Origin of the sequence: Acidithiobacillus thiooxidans ATCC 19377 (assembly GCF_009662475.1) — a bacterium.
In the GTDB taxonomy this organism is placed as follows: Bacteria; Pseudomonadota; Gammaproteobacteria; order Acidithiobacillales; family Acidithiobacillaceae; genus Acidithiobacillus; species Acidithiobacillus thiooxidans.
On the sequence record NZ_CP045571.1, the window covers coordinates 1 to 15,575 of the forward strand.

General features: G+C 52.7%; 11 protein-coding genes. 5 read left to right on the forward strand and 6 right to left on the reverse strand.

From position 1 onward, the window contains the following. The first annotated feature begins 7 nt into the window (after positions 1-7). The 4 genes from dnaA (at position 8) to gyrB (ending at position 6,196) form a co-directional block, all read left to right on the forward strand. A complete protein-coding gene (gene dnaA, locus GCD22_RS00005; protein WP_010640941.1) occupies positions 8-1,366 on the forward strand; it encodes a chromosomal replication initiator protein DnaA in 1,359 nt (452 codons plus the stop codon). Positions 1,367-1,619: 253 nt separating this feature from the next. Further along, complete coding sequence (dnaN, locus tag GCD22_RS00010) at positions 1,620-2,717, forward strand: DNA polymerase III subunit beta (RefSeq protein ID WP_065974728.1); 1,098 nt, start codon at positions 1,620-1,622, stop codon at positions 2,715-2,717. A gap of 24 nt (positions 2,718-2,741) precedes the next feature. Next, positions 2,742-3,797 (forward strand): DNA replication/repair protein RecF, encoded by a 1,056-nt coding sequence (recF, locus tag GCD22_RS00015; RefSeq protein ID WP_065974729.1) that lies wholly within the window; start codon positions 2,742-2,744, stop codon positions 3,795-3,797. Further along, a complete protein-coding gene (gene gyrB / locus GCD22_RS00020) occupies positions 3,794-6,196 on the forward strand; it encodes a DNA topoisomerase (ATP-hydrolyzing) subunit B (RefSeq protein WP_065974730.1) in 2,403 nt (800 codons plus the stop codon). The genes recF and gyrB overlap by 4 nt, the downstream gene beginning before the upstream one ends. Before the next feature lie 14 nt (positions 6,197-6,210). On the opposite strand, the gene GCD22_RS00025 is transcribed toward gyrB, so the two are convergent. Continuing rightward, a complete protein-coding gene (locus GCD22_RS00025) occupies positions 6,211-7,002 on the reverse strand; it encodes a UDP-2,3-diacylglucosamine diphosphatase (RefSeq protein WP_226852382.1) in 792 nt (263 codons plus the stop codon). Between the two features lie 104 nt (positions 7,003-7,106). Here GCD22_RS00025 and GCD22_RS00030 point away from each other — a divergent pair, with 104 nt between their 5' ends. Further along, positions 7,107-10,595, forward strand: a complete 3,489-nt coding sequence (locus GCD22_RS00030) for an FAD-dependent oxidoreductase (RefSeq protein WP_153940327.1) — start codon at positions 7,107-7,109, stop codon at positions 10,593-10,595. A gap of 281 nt (positions 10,596-10,876) precedes the next feature. On the opposite strand, the gene minE is transcribed toward GCD22_RS00030, so the two are convergent. From minE to topA, 5 genes are read right to left on the reverse strand one after another with little or no spacing between them, the layout of a single operon-like run. Then, positions 10,877-11,128, reverse strand: a complete 252-nt coding sequence (minE, locus tag GCD22_RS00035) for a cell division topological specificity factor MinE (protein ID WP_010640915.1) — start codon at positions 11,126-11,128, stop codon at positions 10,877-10,879. 1 nt (position 11,129) lies between these two features. Then, entirely contained in the window at positions 11,130-11,939 is an 810-nt protein-coding gene (gene minD, locus GCD22_RS00040) for a septum site-determining protein MinD (RefSeq protein ID WP_010640913.1), read from the reverse strand. Positions 11,940-11,958: 19 nt separating this feature from the next. After that, complete coding sequence (minC, locus tag GCD22_RS00045; protein ID WP_081577501.1) at positions 11,959-12,702, reverse strand: septum site-determining protein MinC; 744 nt, start codon at positions 12,700-12,702, stop codon at positions 11,959-11,961. A gap of 30 nt (positions 12,703-12,732) precedes the next feature. After that, positions 12,733-13,059 carry a ferredoxin FdxA gene (gene fdxA, locus GCD22_RS00050; RefSeq protein ID WP_081577502.1) on the reverse strand — a complete coding sequence of 109 codons (327 nt, stop codon included), beginning with the start codon at positions 13,057-13,059 and terminating at the stop codon, positions 12,733-12,735. Further along, complete coding sequence (gene topA / locus GCD22_RS00055) at positions 13,056-15,575, reverse strand: type I DNA topoisomerase (RefSeq protein ID WP_081577503.1); 2,520 nt, start codon at positions 15,573-15,575, stop codon at positions 13,056-13,058. The genes fdxA and topA overlap by 4 nt, the downstream gene beginning before the upstream one ends.

A 15,575-nucleotide genomic window follows, 5' to 3' on the forward strand; every position in this document is an offset into this window, starting at 1 on the left:
GTTACGTATGAGCCGTGATTCAAACTTATCCGCGCTGCACAACGGAGATGCCCTTTGGGAAGCGCTCTGCATACAGCTGCAGGAACAGACAACACCTCAGCAGTTCAATACCTGGCTTCGCCCTTTGCGTGGCGAGCTGCATGGTAACGAATTTCATCTGTTTGCCCCCAACCCTTTTGTCATGCAGTGGGTCAGGGAACGGCTGATGGATTTGCTGGAAGCGGTTCTCGCCGAGCTGGCTCCAGGAATGCTGCTCCGCTTCAATCTGGATACGACAGCGGCGGCTCCTGCACCGGAGCCCCAAAGCAGCGCTGCGCCCAGCCCGGTCAGTACAGATCCGCGTAACGGCAATCGCCTCAATCCCGGCTTTTCCTTTCAATCCTACGTTGAGGGCAAGTCCAACCAGCTCGCCGTAGCAGCAGCGCGACAAGTTTCCGAGCATCCGGGTAAATCCTACAATCCCCTGTACATATATGGGGGAGTCGGTCTGGGTAAAACCCATCTCATGCAAGCCGTTGGCAATGCCATCCTCCAGCGCAACGCCGACGCCAAGGTGCTTTATGTCAGCGCCGAAGGTTTCATCATGGATATGGTGCGTTCTCTGCAACATAACACCATCAACGATTTCAAGCAGCGTTATCGCAAACTCGATGCCCTACTTATTGATGATATTCAGTTTTTTGCTGGCAAGGATCGCACCCAGGAAGAATTTTTTCATACCTTCAACGCCCTGTTTGATGGTGGCCGACAAATCATCATTACCTGTGATCGCTACCCCAAGGAAGTCGAACATCTCGAAGAAAGACTCCAGTCGCGTTTCGGTTGGGGTCTCACCGTCGCCATTCAGCCTCATGATCTGGAAACCCGTATGGCGATTGTTCTATGCAAGGCTGAAGAAATTGGCATAGAACTGCCCGAAGAAGTAGCTTTTTTCATTGCCGAAAAAATCCGCTCCCATGTTCGTGAACTGGAAGGGGCGTTAAGGCGGGTCGTCGCCCACGTTAACTTTACCCATAAGCCGTACAATCTGGATACTGCCCGGGAAGCCCTGCGGGATCTCATTGACGTCCAGAAACGCATGGTCAGCCTGGAAAATATCCAGAAAGTCGTTGCCGAATATTTTCATATACGTGGCTCTGACATGCAGTCCAAGCGGCGGAGTCGTAATATTGCCCGCCCCCGCCAAGTCGCCATGTCGCTCACCAAGGAACTCACCAATCACAGCCTGCCGGAAATCGGTGAGGCCTTTGGTGGTCGCGATCACACCACCGTACTGCATGCCTGCCGACAAATTGAAAAACTTCGTCAGGAAGACTCTCAAATCAATGAAGATTATAACAATTTACTGCGGATACTCGGCGCATGACCGGATTAGGGAACAAGCTGTGGAAAAGCCCATGGAAAAGTACGGTGCTGAGCATGTATGAAAACTACCGCTCATTTTTATCCCCGATCATACCTGCTTATCCACAGCTTGCCGGCGCTTTGTCTAATGCAATAAAAATATGCCAAACAAGGGCTTATATCGGTTTCCCACAGGCCTTCAGGCCCTTAATAATAATAGTAGTTAAAAAGAAGAATATAATTTATTTAGTTAACACCATAAGGAGCATTTCCTGATGAAACTCACCATGGATCGTGAAGATATACTGCCCATTTTGGCGAATATGGCGAATATTGCCGATCGCAGACCCATCCAACCCATTCTTGCCCATGTGCTGATCGAAGCTGCCGGACAACATTGCCGTTTCATCGCCACAGATCAGGAAGTACAGCTCAGTGTGGACAAGGATCATCCGGTAGATACTCCCGGAAGCTGCGCGGTTCCTGCCCGTAAACTTTATGATATTTGCCGGGCCTTACCCGAACACACCCCTCTGGAGTTTCACAAGGATGGCGAAAAACTGTTACTGAAAGCAGTTAAAAGCCGCTTTACCCTGCATGTACTCCCCGCTGAACAATTTCCTTATCTCAATATTCACAGCAGTCGCTGCCAGGGTGATTGCGAAGCCACTTTATTTCGGGAAGCACTGGCAGTAACCGCCAACACCATGGCGCAAAATGACGCCCGCATCTTTCTGAATGGGGTGCTTCTCGAAGTACAAGGTCAGGAAATGCGCCTGGTAGCCACCGATGGTCATCGCCTTTCCATGATGACTTTGCCATTTGCCAATAGTCTGGAAGAAAAAAGTTTCCAGTGCATTCTTCCCCGCAAGGCCGTCATGGAATTACTGCGCATTGTCAACGGTGGAAATATTCATCTCTCGCTTTCTGATACCAGTTTTGTACTGGATGATGGTGATCAACAATTTGCCTGTAAACTGATTGATGCCAAGTATCCTGATTATCGGCGGGTTATTCCTCAGGGACATCCTTTTTCCGCAATGCTTGATCGCCAAAACTTCAAATGCGCCCTGCAACAAAGTGAAGTACTGGTCAGTGATCGTAATCCCACCACCCAGGTCCATCTGGGCAAAAATCTGATGACCTTGAGCAGTCGTAACGAAGAACAGGAAGAAGGAGAAATCGAACTTTCTATAGAATATCAAAATGATGAAATGAACATTGCCTTCAACAGTCGCTATCTCACCGATAGCATCCAGATTTTTTCTCAGGAAAATATTCGCATGCGCATCAAGGACGGCAACAGTGCAGCCGTTTTCACACCGCCGGACTCAGATAATCCGGTTTACATTTTGATGCCGGTGCGGCTCTGATCCAGTCCTGAAAATCCCTGCCTGATGACCCTGGAGACTCTGCAAATTCAGTCGTTGCGTTGTATTCAGAATTTACAACTTTCTACCCATGCCCGGTGGAACTGGTTGATTGGTGCGAACGGCGCAGGAAAAAGTACGGTCCTTGAAGCCCTCCACATTCTGGGTACCGGACAAACCTGGCGGCATGGACCACGCCACGTTCTGCGCGAAGGTGATGCGGAATACCTGCTCAGTGCGCGGATGTCTGATCATTTCCTGGCTTTGCGCAGACGTGGCGAAGTGCGGGAAATACGTTATGATGGGGAGTCTGTCCATTCAGCCTGGGAATTGCTGGATATCCTGCCTCTGCAAAGTCTTCATGATGATAACAGTCATTTTGTTGCCGGCACGGCGGATGATCGGCGACGGATCATGGATTGGGGAATTTATTATGTGGATCCATACTACGGCACGGTTTTTCGGGAGTATCGTCGAGCCCTGGCACAGCGTAATGCCTGGCTGAAAAAACCCCAAGGCAAAAGTCCCTGGGATTCGGCATTGGCTATGGCCGGAGAAGGTATTCAGCAACGCCGTCAGGATTATCTGACACGCATAGAACCTTATCTGCAGAAACTTTGGACCAGTTGGTCTGGCGCTACTGAGATATTGAGTTTACATCTGCAGAGCGGCTGGAAAGAAGGATTGGCCTTGCAGGAAAGTTTGCAGCGCGATCTGGGACAGGATCGGGAAATGGGATATACCCATAGTGGACCACACCGGGCCAATCTGGTTTTTCGGGTTCGCCAGAGAATGGCCCTGGATATTCTTTCCCGTGGGCAGTTGCGCATATTGGGTCTTGCCTATCGCATTGCGCAGTTGCTCCTGCTCAGGGAAGCCGGTTTTGCTTTGCCGACCCTATTGATAGATGATTTTGCGGCCGAACTGGATGAATCCGCTAGAAACTGGTGGGTTGAACAACTGAATGTATTGAATGTACAGGTTTTTGCTGCGGTGACTGCAGCCGGACAAATACCGGCAGGTGTTCAAGGCAGTCATTTTTATCTGGCCCAGGGCCAGCTTGAAAAGGAAATAGTAATATGACGCAAAAGTACGATTCTTCCAGTATCCAGGTGTTGAAAGGGCTGGAAGCGGTACGAAAACGCCCGGGCATGTACATTGGCGACACCGATGATGGCAGTGGCTTGCATCATATGGTTTTTGAAGTGGTAGATAATGCCATTGATGAAGCGCTGGGTGGGCATTGCGATACTATTGTGGTCACCATTCATGACGATGATTCGGTCAGTGTCAGTGATAACGGACGGGGTATTCCGGTAGATGTTCATGCCGAAGAAGGTCGTTCCGCCGCTGAAGTCATCATGACCATCCTGCATGCGGGCGGCAAGTTTGACGATAACTCCTACAAAGTCTCGGGTGGATTGCACGGTGTCGGCGTTTCTGTAGTGAATGCGCTGTCCATTTCCCTGCAACTGCGCATTTACCGGGATGGATTTGTCTGGACCCAGTCCTATGCGGATGGCGCCCCTCTGGCGCCTATTGCCCGGGGCGAAGCATCCACCCGGCATGGTACCATCATCCGTTTCAAACCTTCTCCGGAGGTTTTTGCCGATACCCAGTTCCACTTTGAAATTCTCGCCAAGCGCCTGCGCGAACTGGCTTTTCTGAATTCCGGAGTACACATCACGCTCCTGGATGAACGTGTGAACCGGGAAGAAATTTTCCATTACCACGGCGGCATTCGCGCCTTTGTGGAACATCTCAATCGCAGTAAAACCGCCATTCATCCGCATGTAATCAGCCTTGCCGGCGAACGCGACGGGATTGTTGTAGAAGCAGCGCTACAGTGGAATGAGGGCTACAACGAAACGGTGCTGTGCTACACCAACAACATTCCCCAGAACGACGGTGGAACCCATCTGGCCGGATTTCGCGCCGCCCTGACCCGTACCCTCAACCAGTATATGGAAAGAGAAGGAACCCTGGCCAAAGCCAAGGTTTCCGTCACTGGTGACGATGCCCGGGAAGGATTGACGGCGGTACTTTCCGTAAAAGTGCCAGATCCCAAGTTCTCTTCACAAACTAAGGACAAACTGGTTTCCAGTGAGGTGAAACCGGTGGTCGAATCTTCCATGGCCGAGGCCCTCACCATTTTTCTGGATGAACACCCCAAGGAAGCCCAGGCTATTGCCGCGAAAATCGTCGACGCCGCCCGGGCCCGGGAAGCCGCCCGCAAGGCGCGTGAATTGACGCGCCGCAAAGGGGCTCTGGATATTGCCAACCTTCCGGGTAAACTGGCCGATTGTCAGGAAAAAGACCCCAGTCTTTGCGAAATTTATCTGGTGGAAGGAGATTCGGCAGGGGGTTCTGCCAAACAGGGCCGGGATCGTCGTCATCAGGCCATTTTGCCGCTTAAAGGAAAAATTCTGAACGTCGAACGGGCACGTTTCGACAAAATGCTGTCTTCGGATGAAATCGGCACCCTCATTACCGCGCTGGGCACCGGTATCGGCAAGGAAGATTTTAATCTGGCCAAGTTACGTTACCACCGCGTCATCATCATGACCGATGCGGATGTGGATGGCAGTCATATTCGTACCCTGTTGCTGACATTTTTTTACCGGCAGATGCCGGATCTGGTGGATCGTGGTCATGTATATATTGCCCAGCCCCCTTTATACAAGGTTAAAAAAGGTAAAGAAGAACGCTATATCAAAGATGATACGGAACTGGCAGCTTATCTGCGTGAAATCGCCATGCATGGTGCTGAATTTCATCTTTCCGCAAATAGTGAAGCCGTCAGTGTGGATCAGCTTGCTGGCATGATGCGGCAATACCAGAATATTGAAGCCCTGGTGCAGCGTCTGGAAAGGCGTTATCCCGCCACCCTGCTCTGGGCGCTGGCAACCTTGCCGCCCATTGCTGCAGAAACCGCCCGTAATGATGATTGGGACCAGTTTGCGGAAGGACTACGAACGGCCCTGAGCGCAACCGCTTTACCCGCAGAACACTATCAAGTCGAGAAAATCGGCGAAGCGGACGGATTACGCCTGGTGGTCCGGCGTGAACATCATGGCAGTCAGGAACTCCGCTTTTTTGACCAGGACTTTTTCGCAGGCGGTGAATACCGGCATCTGGCTGAATATGCCAAAAATATTGAAGGCAACATGCATCCCGGCGCCGTGATCAAGAGGGGCGAGAAAAATCGCGTGGTTCAGCGTTTCCGGGAGGCGATGGACTGGCTTTTGGCAGATGCCCGCAAGGGCGTGGAAATTCAGCGCTACAAAGGTCTTGGTGAGATGAATCCGGAGCAACTCTGGGAAACCACCATGAATGCGGAAAACCGCAGACTGGTTCGGGTTGATGTGGAAGATGCCATTGCCGCAGATGAAGTATTTTCCATGTTGATGGGGGACGCTGTAGAACCGCGCCGGCGTTTTATAGAAGAAAACGCCCGCTTTGTATCGCGACTGGATATTTAGCCGGTAAACCGGCTTCAGGCGGCGACGTCCTGATCAAAACGCAATGTGATGGGCCAGTGGATAATTTCCATCCGGCCATCCATGTGTTCTACCAGCGCCGTACAGCTTTCCACCCAATCGCCATCATTATAGTAAAGTATGCCTTCAATGCTTTTTTGTTCAGCATGATGAATATGACCACAAATAACCCCGGCATAACCCCGGCGGGCGGTTTCTTCGGCAAGCAGATGTTCGTAGTCGTTGATAAATTGCACGGCCTTTTTGACCCGGTACTTGATGTAGGCACTCAGGGACCAGTGCCGGCGCAGACCCAGACGACGGAAGACGGACTGCAGCAGGCGATTGAGCCAGAGCAACAGGATATAACCATGATCACCGAGATGAATCAGCCAGGTAGCATAACGCATGGCCGCATCAAATTGATCCCCATGAATCACCCAGAGTTTTTTTCCATCGGCGGTTTCATGAACGGTCTCACTGAGAATGGCAATATCGCCCAGGGAAATGCTCTCATCATCCTGACCCTGAACATAATCAGAGAGCAGCTCATAGACGGGGTCATGATTTCCGCGAATATAGCGGACCACGACACCCGAACGCGCCAGACGCAGGATTTTCTGGACGACAGTATTGTGGCTGCGCGGCCAGTACCAGCGTATTTTGAGTCGCCATAAATCAATGATGTCGCCGACCAGATATAATTGCTGGCAGGAATTGTGGCGCAGGAAGTCGAGCAGACTTTCTGCCTGACAGCCTCGGGTCCCGAGGTGGACATCGGACAGGAAAATACTGCGGTAATGAGGCATAGTTTCGTCCTGAAAACGTGACATACGTCTATAATGCCAGCAAAATGTGACAGTTTGATGAAAGTGGATGGCGTGTATGCCTCTGCGCGAATGGGGAGATACGGGTGCTGAATTTGGTTGGTTTTGAATATAAAGAACTTTTTACAGATGAGGGCATTGCGCGTCTGGATCAGGAATTTCTCGACAGTCTGAACAAAGCGGATAGTTCACTCGCCGAAGCCCTGCATGATTACCGGGCTCAGGGTTTGCTTCCGGCGAGCAAGGCACAAAGCGAATTTCTGCTGCGCCTGGCTCCCCATGTGGAACAGTTTATTACCCGCTTATTCGCCCTGGAAAAAGAAGTCTCTGAATTACATACACAAACCCGCAGTCATGATGTGGTCATGGAATTCAAAAAGCATTTTGTGCTGCGTCGCGCCCGGCGTTATCGCGGAGAATTTCCGGAGACTTTTGCGGATTTGGATCAATGGCTGGATAGCCAGATACGCCAACGCGCCTGGCCCGATACGGATCGTGAGTGGGCGATTTCCCGGCTTGGTGAAGATTGGCTCAAGGATGAAAATACCCATGCTGAGGAGATTCAGCGCCTGACCCAATGGTGTGCCCTGATTCTTCAGGACCCACAGGCAGCTCTGGCGGTTACGGGGTGGTCGAGCTTCCGTTTGCCCCAGCGCGTAGATCATGAGGCCCTCGTGCCACTCAAAAAGCTCGATCAGGTGCCCGGTACGCCATTTGTAGCGCCCGACGGTACCCTGCGTCGCCGCGACAGCTTTCATCTGACGGATTTGCGCATGGACCCGCGCAGCGTGCAGAGTGAAGTCCATTATTGTCTGTATTGTCATGATCATGATGGCGATTTTTGCTCCAGGGGATTCCCCGAGAAAAAAGGGGTGCCGGAACTGGGCCTGAAGGTTGATCCTCTGGGCGTGACCCTGACGGGCTGTCCCCTCGAAGAAAAAATTTCGGAAATGCAGATTCTCAAACGGGACGGACTGAATCTGGCGGCATTGGCCATGGCCATGGTCGATAATCCCATGGTTCCCGCTACCGGCCATCGCATCTGCAATGACTGCATGAAAGCCTGTGTGTACCAGAAGCAGGACCCGGTCAACATTCCGCAGGTTGAAACCCGCATTTTGACGGATGTCCTCAACCTTCCCTGGGGGATTGAGCTGTATGATTTGCTGACCCGCTGGAATCCCTTGCGCGCCGTGCAATTTGCGGCACAACCGTATAATGGGCGCAAGGTGCTGGTGGCAGGCATGGGGCCGGCGGGGTTCACTATGGCCCAACATCTGCTGCAGGAAGGTTGTGCGGTAGTGGGTATTGATGGACTGAAAATCGAACCGCTGCCGGAAACCTGGTTGACCGCGCCGATTCGTGACTGGAGCACCTTGCAGGAAGACCTGGACGAGCGGATTCTGCTGGGTTTTGGCGGGGTGGCGGAATATGGTATCACCGTGCGTTGGGACAAGAACTTTCTCAAACTCATTTATCTGACTTTAGCCCGGCGTCCTGGGTTTCAGATTTTCGGGGGCGTGCGTTTGGGTGGCACCATCACCCTGGAAGATGCCTGGTCTCTGGGGTTTGATCATGTCTGTATTGCCACGGGTGCGGGTTTGCCCAGAGTGGTTCCTATGGGCGAAAGTCTGGCGCGGGGCATGCGTCAGGCCAGTGATTTCCTCATGGCCCTGCAGCTGACTGGTGCCGGGAAAAAGAGCAGTCTCGCCAATTTGCAGGTACGCTTGCCCGCAGTGGTCATTGGTGGTGGTCTCACAGCGGTGGATACTGCCACCGAAGTGCAGGCCTATTACATTCGTCAGGTTGAAAAAGTCCTTGAGCGTTATGAGCAGATGTCCCAGCGCGGCGGGGAGGAAAAAATGCGTGCCGGACTTTCTGCCGAAGACACGGAAATTCTCGAAGAATTTCTTGCCCACGGGCGCGCCGTTCGCCAGGAAAGGAAACGCGCGCAGGAAAGCGGAGAATCCCCGAATTTTGTCCCCCTGATTCAATCCTGGGGCGGGGTCACGCTGGCTTATCGCAAGGGTATGCGGCAATCCCCGGCTTATACGCGCAACCATGAAGAATTGATCAAGGCCATGGAAGAAGGCCTGTATTACGCAGAGGGTCTGGATCCTCTGCGTGCCGAACTGGATACCTATGGACACATCTCCCACATGGTATTCCGGCAGATGCGTGAAGCAGAAGGTCGTTGGCTGAGCAGTGACCAGGAGTTGCGTTTACCAGCTCGTGCGGTGTTTATTGCGGCGGGAACCGTACCGAATACCATTTATGAAAGAGAGTATCCCGGTACCCTGCTGCTGGATGGGGATCATTTTCAGACCCATGTGGCCCACGGCAAGAGTGCTCTTCAGGCTGTGCAGGTGGCTGAACACTGCAAGGCACCCGAAGCCGGCCCGTTTACTTCCTATACAGATGAGCAGGCGCATCGTGTCAGTTTCATTGGTGATACCCATCCGGTGTTTCATGGCAGCGTGGTCAAAGCTATTGCCTCGGCAAAAGCCAGTTATCCGCAGGTCATGCACAGTCTTAGCGCTCTCGCTCCGGTAGCCCAACATAAGCTGCCGGACTTTCAGGAAAGCTTGCGGGATTTGCTGACCATGCGGGTCCTGCGCGTGGATCGCAGTAATCCGGCGGTAACCGAAATGTGGATTAAAGCCCCTCTGGCCGCCCGCAATTTCCGGCCGGGCCAGTTTTTCCGGCTGCAGACTTTTGAAAGCCATAGCCCGGTTGTGAATAATACCCGCTTGCAGATTCCGGTTCTGACCGTCAGTGGTGCTGGCGTTGAAGAGGATGCGGTGCGTCTGATGGTACTGCAATGGGGAACCGGGCCGCGTCTGGTAGGGAGCCTGGAACCCGGTGATCCCTTGATATTAATGGGTCCCACTGGAGCACCGACGGATATTCCCCAGAATAAAACCATTCTGGTGGTGGCAGGACGCTGGGGCGCTGCGGTCATGCTGGATATCGGTCCCGCGCTCCGCGCTGCGGGTAATCGGGTCCTGTATGTCGCCGCTTTGGGTAAAGCCAGCGAACTGGATAATCAGGCGGAACTGGAAGAAGCGGCGGATCAGATTATCTGGTGCACGGGGAGTGGTCCGCTGATTGCAACCCATCGTCCTCAGGACTTGAGTGTCGAAGCCAGTGATATGGTGGAGTTGTTACGTGCTTACGGAGCCGCCGAACTTCCCGGTCAGAGTAAGGTGCCGGGGGCGGTAGCCTTGGATCAGGTGGATCGCTTGATGGTCATGGGCTCTACTGGATTATTAAAAGGCTTTCAGCAGGCCCTGAAAGGATCTCTCAGTGCTTATTTCCGCAGTGATCTGGAAGCGGTAGCCACAGTAGGTAGCCCGATGCAGTGTATGCTCAAAGGCGTCTGCGCCCAATGTTTGCAGTGGCAGATTGATCCGGAAACCGGCAAACGGACCAAAGCGGTATTTTCCTGCGCCGGCCAGGACCAGCCCCTGGCATGGGTGGATCTGGATAATCTGACCGCACGCCAGAGCCAGAATCGCTTGCTGGAAAGGATATCCAGTCAGTGGCTGGATCATTTACGCGCTGAGAGTAATTAGCCTAAAAACGGCAGTTGCCATGGGTGCTTTTTGCTCCATTGTTCCTTGCCTGTTGTTCTAGGGCTCATCCTGCTGTCAGGAGAGAACTCGCCCTGCGGGCTCAAACAGCTCTCCTGACGGGCGCAGGATTTCACCAAGAACAACAACGGCTCGAAACAAAAGTCGCTGCAAAGCACCCACAGCAACTGCCATTTTTAGGATTAAAGCTAATAAAACCCGAAAGCAGCAGTTGGCCTGGAGAGTGTTTTGCAGCGACTTTGCCCCGAGTCTTTGATAAAAACTTAATGCTGATCAGGAAATAGGATGTTCAGCTCCAGCACCTCAAAGTCGCCTTTGCGTTCCATACTGACCTTGATGTTGTTTTTATCCACGGGAATATACTTGGCGATAACCGTTAGTAATTCTTCTTGCAGGGCAGGTAAAAAATCAGGTCCCCCTTCTTCCCTTTCATGGGCAAGAATAAGTTTTAAACGGTCTTTGGCCACATTGGCCGTTTTTTTCCGGGAACCGAGAATATAATCAAGTATGGACATGTCAGCCTCCAAAAAGCTTTTTGAAAAAACCCACTTTCGGAGCCTGAATAAATCGGAGGGGTTTCTCTTCGCCCAGGAAGCGGGCTACTACATCCTTATAGGCTTCAGCCACATCGGTGTTTCCCATATGCACGGCGGGAATACCCTGGTTGGAAGCCTGCAGCACCACTTCTGACTCGGGAATGACACCCAGCAGTGGTGTCCTCAATAATTCCTTGACGTCTTCCAGGGAAAGCATTTCACCGTCTTCCACCCGCTTGGCGGAATAACGGGTCAACAACAAATGTTCCTTGACGGGTTCTTCTCCCTGTTCGGCTCGACGTGAGCGTGCAGCAAGAATCCCCAGAATCCGATCGGAGTCGCGTACTGAAGAAACTTCCGGGTTGGTGACGACAATCGCCTCATCCGCATGATACAAGGCCATCAGCGCTCCTGATTCAATGCCAGCCGGCGAATCACAGACAATATAATCAAAGTCTTTGCGCAGTTCGTCCATAACCGTGGTAACCCCTTCAACGGTCAAGGCATCCTTATCGCGGGTTTGTGATGTGGGGAGCACATACAGGTTTTCGCAGTGTTTGTCTTTGATCAGGGCCTGCTGGAGCTTTGCCTCACCCTGAATGACGTTGATGAGATCGTAAACTACCCGACGCTCGCAACCCATAATGAGATCAAGATTGCGTAAACCCACGTCAAAATCTATGACGACCGTTTTATACCCGCGCAGCGCGAGGCCGCTGGCAAAAGCTGCGCTGGTGGTGGTTTTGCCGACGCCACCTTTCCCTGAAGTTATGACGATTATTTTGGCCACGTTTTTTTTCTCCGGATCATTATGAATTTAAGGGGGTAATATGCAGTTGCTCGTCCCGGCTGTAAACCTGCGCAGGTTTTCCCCAAAGGGGGTGGTCCGGTTCGAGGGTCCGATATAATCCTGCGATGGAAACCAGTTCTGCCTCCAGTGCCATGCAAAATATACGGGCATTTTCATCTCCGTTGACTCCGGCCAAAGCGCGACCTCGCAGCGGTCCGTAAACATGAATGTTGCGGTCAGCGATGATTTCCGCTCCGGCGTTGACGGTTGCCATACAGACCAGATCGCCATTACGCGCGTAATTTCGTTGCCCACTGCGCACCGGGTGTTCAATCAGCAGGCTGGCAGATGGTGCTGGGCTGGGAGCAGTGGACGGCTGGCTTAAGGTTGCTTCGGGTTTTGCCGGAGCGCGCTGGGCTTGTCCACGCAATACCGGAAGGTGAAGGGATGTGGCCAGCAACTGATGCGTTGTTGCGGCATTGCGAATGCCTACAGGCATCCAGCCTGCATCCCTTAATACCTGAATGATTTTTTCGAGAGCCAGTGGGGCTTCTTCAGGAATGCCGCTCAGATCCAAGACCAGCGGTGATTCCTGATGGAATGCCGCAGCAGCAGGATGACGGCGGTGTTCTTCGTCAATGCGCGCCTTGAGCAAGGTCGGATCATTACTTTCCAACTGTAAAACAGAAAGCGTAAAGACGCGTCCACTCAAGCGTAAGGGGGAAAATTCGTGAGAGCCCACTTCTGTTTTTTTAGCAGACATGTTTCACGTGAAACATTTCATGATCTCCGTTTATACCTCTTTCAGGAGTGGACGCTTATCGGTTTTGCCGTTCCAGGTTTCTGCATCGGGTAGAGCACTTTTCTTGCGCAAAATGACAGGCCATTTTTTGGTGAGTTCAGCATTGATGGCGGTGAAGTCGCGCTGGTCTTCCGGCACATCGTCTTCGGCAAAAATGGCATCTGCCGGGCATTCGGGAATACAGGCGGCGCAGTCAATACATTCGTCAGGATCAATAACCAGAAAATTGGGGCCTTCATGAAAGCATTCTACGGGACACACTTCTGCACAATCAGTGTATTTGCACTGGATACAGTTTTCGGTAACGACGTAAGTCATGGGTTGTCTACTTTTTTACTGGCGCGCTTGCGTGCTGCGGGCGCGGGTTTGTCGACGGTAGTTGTTGAGGCCTTGGTGGTTTTTTTGGCTGTGGTTTTCTTTGCAGAAGCCGTTTTCGTGGTCTTTTTCGCGGTACTTTTCGCTGTCTTGCTGGCGGCTTTGCGCGCTGGAGCTTTGGCGGGCGCGGCGCGTTTTTCCCGGGGAGGAGGCGGCGTATAGTCAACCAGCAGTGCAGCAATTTCTGCTTCACTGGCGGTTACCTGAAAATGGAATCCGCATTCTGGCTGAGGACAGGCGAGTTGTTCTCCCAGTCGTTTTCCACTTTTTTCAATCATGATCGGCCAGGCACAACGTGGACAGGCTTTGGCAACCGGAGGCCCCCAGACAGCGTAAGTGCATTTTGGATAAGTGTTGCAGGAATAAAATACTTTGCCATAACGACTGCGCTTTTCTACCAGTTCGCCTTCTCCACATTGAGGACAGGTGACGCCGGAAGACTTGGGCTGGGTCAACGGTTCAATGTGCTTACATTCCGGATAACCACTGCAGGAAATAAAGCGCCCGTAGCGCCCGGTTTTATACACCAGGGGTTTTCCGCAGTCGGGACAGTCGCGTCCAACGGGTTCAGGGGCTTCCCGGGGCCCGTCCACAGGACGGGTGTACTTGCAATCGGGGTATCCTGAACAGGCGACAAAACGACCATGCCGTCCAAGGCGCAGAAATAGTGGCTTTCCACATTCAGGACAATTTTCGTCCATGGCTTCGCTGGTGGCTTCGGCGCGACTGACGTTGGCTTTTTCATCCAGCAAGGAGCGAAATGGTCCCCAAAATTCGTTCAGTACCGGCCGCCATTGCTTTTCGCCACGGGAGATGGCATCCAGCTCATCTTCCATACCTGCGGTAAAGTTGTAGTCCACATAACGCTCAAAATGATTGGACAGAAAGCGTCCAACGACTCTGCCCAGATCGGTGGGCCTAAAGCGACGTTGTTCCGTTTCTACATATTCGCGATTTTGCAGGGTCTGAATAATGCTGGCGTAAGTAGAGGGCCTCCCGATGCCATGGGCTTCCAGAGTTTTTACCAGCGTCGCATCACTGTAGCGGGGTGGCGGTTCGGTAAAATGCTGTTCCGGATCTACGCCCTGAACTTGCGGCTGGTCGCCTTGTTCCAGAGGCGGGAGAATACGATTATTTTCATCTTCGTCCGTATCATCTTTCCCTTCCAGATAAACCGCCATGAAGCCGGGGAAAGTAACGGTCGAACCGTTGGCACGTAGCGTCCAGTGGGTCCCGGCATCCATGTCTACAGCGACCATATCCAGGCGGGCCGGAGCCATCTGACAGGCGACGCTGCGTTTCCAGATCAGATCATATAGCCGCCACAAATCCTTTTCGAGAATACCCTGCAGCATTTCCGGCGTTCGACTGATGTCCGTCGGGCGCACAGCTTCATGGGCTTCCTGGGCATTTTTGGTTTTGGTTTTGTAACGACGTGGGCTTTCAGGGACAAATTCATGACCATAATGCCCGTCGATGAAACCGCGAATATCGGCAATGGCTTCTTCGGAAAGGTTGACGGCATCCGTACGCATGTAACTGATCAGGCCGACGGTTTCACTCCCAATGTTTATGCCTTCATAAAGCTGCTGGGCGACGCGCATGGTGCGGCTGGCGTTGAAACCCAGTTTGCGGGAGGCTTCCTGCTGCAGGGTGGAGGTTGTAAAAGGCGCGGCAGGCTGACGTTGCCGGCTTTTACGCTCCACTTCGCGGACCTGAAGCGCTTGCTGCTGCATATCCGCTTCCATACTGCTGCGTATGGATTCTGCCTGGGTTTCATTGTTGATATCAAATTGTTCCAGTTTTTTGTTTTGCCAGTGCGTCAAACGCCCGGAAAACTCACTGTCGGCGTGCAGCAGGCGTGCCGCAATCGTCCAATATTCCTGGCTGACAAATGCCTCAATTTCGTCTTCCCGCTCGCAGATCAGACGCAGAGCGGCGCTTTGCACCCGACCGGCAGAAAGCCCGGGACGCACTTTGCGCCACAGCAGCGGCGACAAATTGAAGCCCACCAGATAGTCCAAGGCGCGCCGGGCCTGTTGGGCATTGACCAGATCCATGGCGATTTCGCGGGGATTGGCAATGGCTTCCTGCACGGCCTTTTTGGTGATTTCGTGAAAAACCACGCGCTGGGCGGGCTTGTTTCCCAACTGCTTGCGCTCGCGCAGCAGTTCTACCAAATGCCAGGAAATGGCCTCGCCTTCGCGGTCCGGATCGGTGGCGAGCCAGAGTTTATCAGCCTTGCGCAATGCCTTGATAATGGCTTCTACATGCCGTTCATTGCGCTCGATGGCTTCATAACGCATGGCAAAATCCTGCTCAGGATCAACGGCCCCTTCTTTGGGGCGAAGATCACGAACGTGACCATAAGAGGCTAGAACTTCAAAATCATCCCCGAGATATTTCTGGATGGTTTTGGCTTTGGCAGGAGATTCGACAATTACGAGCTGATGGGCCAT